At 59.6% G+C, this 6,260-nt stretch carries 2 protein-coding genes; one reads left to right on the plus strand and one right to left on the minus strand.

Annotation, left to right across the window (positions count from 1 at the left end; translation table 11 throughout):
• The first annotated feature begins 37 nt into the window (after positions 1-37).
• On the plus strand, positions 38-745 hold the full coding sequence (locus C8D82_RS04080) for a hypothetical protein (protein WP_133245052.1): 708 nt from the start codon (positions 38-40) through the stop codon (positions 743-745).
• 1,084 nt (positions 746-1,829) lie between these two features.
• Here C8D82_RS04080 and C8D82_RS21040 read toward each other — a convergent pair.
• Positions 1,830-6,260: beta strand repeat-containing protein (locus tag C8D82_RS21040; RefSeq protein WP_165832819.1), on the minus strand; the 4,431-nt coding region annotated here is incomplete at its 5' end.

Here is a 6,260-nt window from a genome sequence, read left to right on the forward strand (position 1 = left end):
TTGCAATATCGGACTGACAAATACGGGGGGAGCGGTGATGAAAGCGATACTTCAAAGAGTTTTTTTCCGATCCGATCCCATGCGGGGGGCGCTCTTTGCCCTGTCACTGCTACTTCCGGTCACTCTGATTTGCATTTCTTTTCTGATCCCTGCTTTCCAGTTTTTATTCTCTTTTACAATTTGTATCGGAACGCCGAAAACTGTGATTCTATTCTGGTTTTACATGGCAGTGGAATTGCTCGCTGTCTTATATTACCTGATCTTGGTCTGTCGTCTTTACCGCTTGTATATTCCCCGCTTCCTCTTCGCCGGATCGTGTCTGGCGGCGGCGGTCAGTGCCGGAGCAGTCTGGTATTGCGGCGGATTCAGTATCCCGGCAACACTGATTCCGACCTATATCCGCCGCGATCTCTGGCTGCAGGGCGACCTGCTGTTCGCCGTCCTGCTCTTTCTCAACCTTGCCGCCGGGTTATTCCTGCCGCTTGCCACCGTCCGGAAACGCCGGGGAGCTTTTTGGGCAATACTCGCTTTTGCGTGCTTTTCCGGCGCGGCATGCTGCACGATCTTCGGGACCGGAATGATCAGCAACCGCTTCAAGTATTTTTCGCTGGGTGCCATCAGCGACCTTTCCTCCCCGGAATGGGAGCATCCGCACGCAATCGCCCTCTCTTTTGCCGCCGCCCTGCTGCTGCTGTTCGCCGCCACCCTGTGCCGTCTGAAATTCTGGAGCGAACTGACAAAATAGCCTTGCCGCAAGCCGTTTCTCTCTTCAATGGTGTAGGGGAGGTTCCGCCGCTTTTCTGTCGCTCCACATTCCTGCGAACACGGCATTCGATCATCAGTTTGCGCTGGCTTGTTCCCTCTTTGTGGCTCGCGCTGCGCCCGCTATCAGGGAACAATCGATGCGGATACCGCGACGGAGGAACTTCTCCCCATCCGGCTTGTATCCGTAACGGCGAACGGCAAATTGTCGGACGGCTCTGTGTCTGCAAGCGAACTCCGACAGATACTTTGAAGGAGCAGGAGGCTTTGCGAAAGCAGGGAATCAAGAAATGCCATTTCCCATCCGAAAACTCAATGGAATACGCAGGTTACATAATGCCAAACCGCAGCCTATGGCTTGAAACCCGTTTGTTGTTTGCACTGTTTAAAAAAGCCGTAATCCCGGAATTATTGACAATGCGACATCCCTTGATCATTGGCTGGAATTTGTCGCACTGCTTTCGGAACGACCTCGGAAGCACTCTAACATATCCGCACGCTTAAAATGCGTCGCGTTCAGTCATGCCGGTTAGCATTTATAGGGCAGAGCTAAACTGCGGGTACTTTTTGTGAGCGCTTAGACCCGTCGGCAATACCTTTAGCATTGCCAACGTTCTCCAAACTCCATTTTCTGTGTAACGGAACTCGTGCCTTCCCGTTGGTCAGGCTCGATTTTTTCTTACTCGTCACTCCGCCCCAAAAGCCGACGCGGTCACCGACCGGAGCGATGTGCCGTTCCTGTACACCCCTGCCTGTCTCAACCGCCTCTCTCCCCGCACGAAGTGGAAACCGGAACGTTTTTCCCGGCTCTCAAGTATTCGGCACCAGTACCTTACCGATCGGAGTGCAGGGGCAAACGCCCTGCTCTCCGAAGGCGAAATCCCGATGCCGGGAGGGGGCTCAGGGCTGGTCGGGTTCTCCGCCGGTGCCGGAGCTGTCGGCTCCCTGAATACCGTTCCAGTCACTGAATTCGATCAGTTCGGGACGTTCATAGTCGAATTTTTCCATTTTCTTTTCCTTATATGATTCCGGCTCCGGTTTCCCGGAGCCTTTGTTTTGGTTGTCGCTTATGCCAGCTGCTTCTTGTCGTCGGCATCCAGGTTGAGGTTCAGCGCGTCGAGCGTGCTGCCGCAGCCGGAGACGATGTTCTCGGTCGCGAGGCAGTTCATCGCCGAGGCGATCGACGGTTCATTGAACGCAGCCATGGTTTGGGGCATATCGTTGTAGAACACCAAGTCGCCGTTGCCGTTGAGCTTGAGCCCCCAGTTCGCTCCCATGCCGAAGTCGACCGTGGCCGCTCCGCCGACCTGCGCGGAACCCAATTCGCCGGAAATCTTGCCGAGCTTGCCGAAGACGGTGATCGTCATGCCGTCGATGCCGAGCCCGCCGGTCGAACCGGTCAGGTTCCTGATCAGGATGATCTCTTTCGCGCTCTCCGCACCGCCCCAGACCGCCGGGACTTCGATCGAAATCGACAGGCTCGAATCCAGCGCCCCGGTGACGCTGACCGCCGCTTCCGTGCTGTCGTAGCTGCGGCCGTCCAGGCTGATGCAGAGTTCCTCCACTCCGCCGACCAGATTGTCGATCGCCATGGTTCCGGTCGCACCGGCTCCGACTTCCAGCCGGGTCACGCCGGTGAAGGTCGCGCCGCTGTAATCCGCGCCGTTCACGATCGACAGCGTATTCTTCCCGGCGCCCAGATCGACCGTACCGGTGAGCCTGCTGCCCGCACCGAGCTTCAGAATGTCGTCTCCGGCTCCCATGCTGATCTTCGCGGCGGAAACCTGGAGGCCGGTCAGGTCGAGCGTGTTGCTTTCACCATCGAAGGTGACGTTGTTGAACGCAACCTCCGTGACTCCGGCGCCGAACCGGATCTCTCCGATATCCGACAGGTTCTGGAAGGTCATTGCGTTCTTGTTGATTTCGATCACATCGAACGCTTTGATGGTGGAAACGTCGAATACCGTCGCATCATTGAAGATGAAGGAACTCGTTCCTGTCACAGTATTGCGCCCGCCGTGAATCGTCGTCGCGGTGATGGAACCGCCGTTGACCGTCACGGCAGCGTTTCCGCCCACCGTTCCATATACACCCAGAAGCCATACCCGACCTGCCGCGCTGATCGTGTCCACGTTTACGGTTCCCGCATTGATCGTGACCGAGGAATCGCCGAGGACCGTGCTGCCGCTGCCGAACGCTCCGCCGCTGATCGAAGTGGCCGTCACAGAAGTATTGGCGCCGTCGATCACAAGCTCGGAGTTGCCGACCGAACCTTTCCAGCTCGGGCCGGCGGCGATATCCTTGCAGACCAGATCGACGTTGTCGCCGATCATGACCCGGCTGGTGCCGTGGACCGTACCGCCGCCCGCGCCGACGATATTCCCCTTCTTAGAGGTGTTTTTCGTCGCGATCGTGGAATTGGCGATCGATACGAGCGCGTCGCCGAACACTTCGCCGGTGCTTTCGCCGTAGAAGCCGCCGACCAGCAGTTCACTCCAGGCGGGGCTGGTGTCGTTGGCCAGCAGCAGGTTCGCGCCGTCAAGGTAAAGCCCCATGCTGCCGTAGACCGCCGCACCGTTGCCGCTGCCCATCACGTGGAAGCAGCTCTGGTCGCCGGAGATTTTCACGGTTACGATTTCAGTCGTGTTGACGCCGGTGGTCGCCGTGCCGATCTTCGCGCCGCCGAGCACGGCGGCGACGCCGTTGCGGATGTCCGCGGTCACGGTCATCGAAGCAGTCCCCTTGATCACGGCGTTTTCATCGGCCAGATAAGCGCGGTTGACGGAGTCGTGAATCTCGACCACCGCATTGCCGACGCTGCTGTAACTGTTGCCGGAACCGTAGACGTTCTGGACGTTCAACTTGTTTTCGGCATCCGCGACACCCTCGGTGCCGATCGTCACGTAGGCGGTGCCTTCCACTACGGAGAGGCCGCCTTCAATGCCGCAGCCGCCGCCGTAGACCCGGCCGGTGCTGCCGCTGGCGCTCTGCACGGTTCCGGCAGTGATGGTCACATGGCTGTCGCCCTTGACCAGCGTCGCGGAACCGCCCGCCTCATCGTACTTCTGGCTGCTGGAACCGCCGAACACATGGCCCGCGATCACGGCGTTGGCGTTTTCGATCGTCACATAGGTATTGCCGCCGATGTAGTTGGCCGCCCGGCCGGAGGGACTGGAGGCGTTGTTGCCGCCGACCACCGGGCCGCGGATCGAGACCTTGCCGTCGCCGGTGATGGTCACGGAGGCGTTGCCGGTCACGAAACCGTGGGCGTTGCCGCCGTAAACGCCGCCGGTGGCGCCGTTGGAGTTGAAAGTGCCGCCGGAGATGGTCAGGCTGCTGTCGGCTTTCGGCGAATCGGCCTTTTCCACCGCAATGCCGTCGATGAGCTCCCAGTCGCCGACCACGGACCTGCCGCTGCCTCCGCCGAACACCGAGTTCGAGAAAGTGCCGCCGGAGATGGTCAGGCTGCTGCCGGATTTCACCGTCGCCGCCGCGTTGCTGCCGCCGTAGACCTCCTGCTTGAAGGTTCCGGCGGTGATCACGACGTTGGTGCGGTCGACCACGATGTTCTCGTTATAGTCGTCGCAGGTGGAACCGCCGACCACCCGGCCGTTGTAAGTGCCGCCGTTGATGGTCAGGTTGGCGGTGCCGACATGGTCGGTATAATAGGAACCGCCGTAAACGGAAGAGGCCGCGGTCACATTGTTCAACGTCAGGTTGGTTTCCGCGAAGTCCTTGCTTTTTCCCGCACCCGGCGAGTAGGTGGCTCCGGCGATCATGTTCACCGAGCTGTCGCTCAGCGTGATGTTCCTGCCGGCGGCGTATACCGTCTTGCCGTTCGTGATCACGAACTTGCCGTCGCCGGTGACGTCCGAGCCGAGTGTAAGATCGGCATTGGCCGCATCCAGCGTCAGGGTATTTCCGGCGGTTATATTCAGGGATCCGCCGGTCAGGCCGGTAAGTTGTGCATCGGTATTCAAGGTCAGCTGCTTACCGGTCGCGATATCGAATCTGTCGATATTGACCAGTTCGCTCGACAGAGTCACATCAGCCAGAATCCGGACGATATGGAAATTCTGCACCTTGGCTCCGAAGCTCGCGACATTGAGTTCCAGCACGCTCTCTCCGGTCACGCGGTCGCGGGTGCCGTCGAAGCAGGTTTCCAGTTCCGTCTTTCCGAGGGCTGCCGCAGCGGCGGAATCAGTGATTGCCGCATTGTTGAACACGCCGCCGTTGATCGTAATCGTGGCGTTCTTCACATTGGTGACCTGGCTTCCCGCATAGAAGAGAATACCGTTGAAAACTCCGCCGTTGATCGTGATCGAAGCATTTTCCGAGGTGGTGGCGTTACCGTAGCTGCCGCCGTAGATGCCGCGCTTGGCATGTTCCTCATAGGTGCCGTTGGAAGCCTTGATCCGGTAGATCGAAACTGTGCCGTTATTGATGGTCACACTGGAATTCCGCACCGTACCGCTCCAGCTTCCGCCGCCGATGATGCTGCTGCCGCCGAGGTTGATTTCGCCGGTCGTATCGATCAGGACACGGCTGTCGCCTTTGACTTCACCGCCGCTGCCGCCGATGATATTGCCGCCCCAGTCGTTCGTGTTGGTGTTATCCGCCGCTTTGCCGACGGACGCCGCGCCGGTGATTTCCACTGCCGTATTGCCATGGATCACCGAACGGCTCGCGGCCCAGTAACCGCCGGTGAGCAGGTCGCCCCAGCCGGGATTGGTTTTGGTATCGAGTTCGAAGCGGGTATTGCCGGAAACGCTCAGCAGAGTACTGCCGTAGATCACGGAATCGACTCCATAACCGATCCGGCCGCCATACTGGTGGGTACCGCCGGTATAGTTGAGAGTTGCGATGACCGCCGAATAGTCGGCATCCGCCCGGACCGCTCCGATTGTGTTGTTGCTCTGCGCCAGCTGGGTGTTGTAGCTGCTGCCGATGCTGTCGGCGCTGCGATTGACCGTAACCGAACCCGTAACCGCGGCACCGGAGGCCAACCCGTAAACATTGCCGGTCATGCTTCCGGCGATGGAGAGCTCCACGGAATCGACGGATGTACCGGTGAGGCCGCTGCCGTAGACGTTGCCGACTGTTCCTCCCAGCGTGACGGCTTTGCCGTCGGCATAGAACGCTGCCGCATTGACGGTAAAAGTACCGGGGCCCGTGATGTCGGTGGTCAGTTCAAGCGTCTGGCCTGCCGCATTCCAGGTGAGAGCTGCGCCCGTGCCGAGAACAAGGCTGCCTCCCTGCAGCGAGGTGACGGTCACATCCGCGTTGTTGGTCCAGACTACGCCGTCCGCAAGGGTGACGGCCCCGGTTTCCACGGCGGCATCGTCGCCCGCCTTCCAGGTCTGGGACGCGTTGATGTTGAGCGCGGCGCTGCCGTAGTTTGCACCCGCGACGGTCAGGACGCTGTTCTCCTCTGCGGCGCTGACCGCTTCCGAGAGAGTGCTGAACGCGTTCGTGCCGACTTTGTAGAATTCGCCATT

The organism is Victivallis vadensis, assembly GCF_003096415.1.
GTDB lineage: Bacteria > Verrucomicrobiota > Lentisphaeria > Victivallales > Victivallaceae > Victivallis > Victivallis vadensis.

What these genes read in the sequence shown, in the direction of transcription:
- C8D82_RS04080 (WP_133245052.1), top strand. Translation starts at nt 38, where the DNA reads ATGAAAGCGATACTTCAAAGAGTTTTTTTCCGATCCGATCCCATGCGG.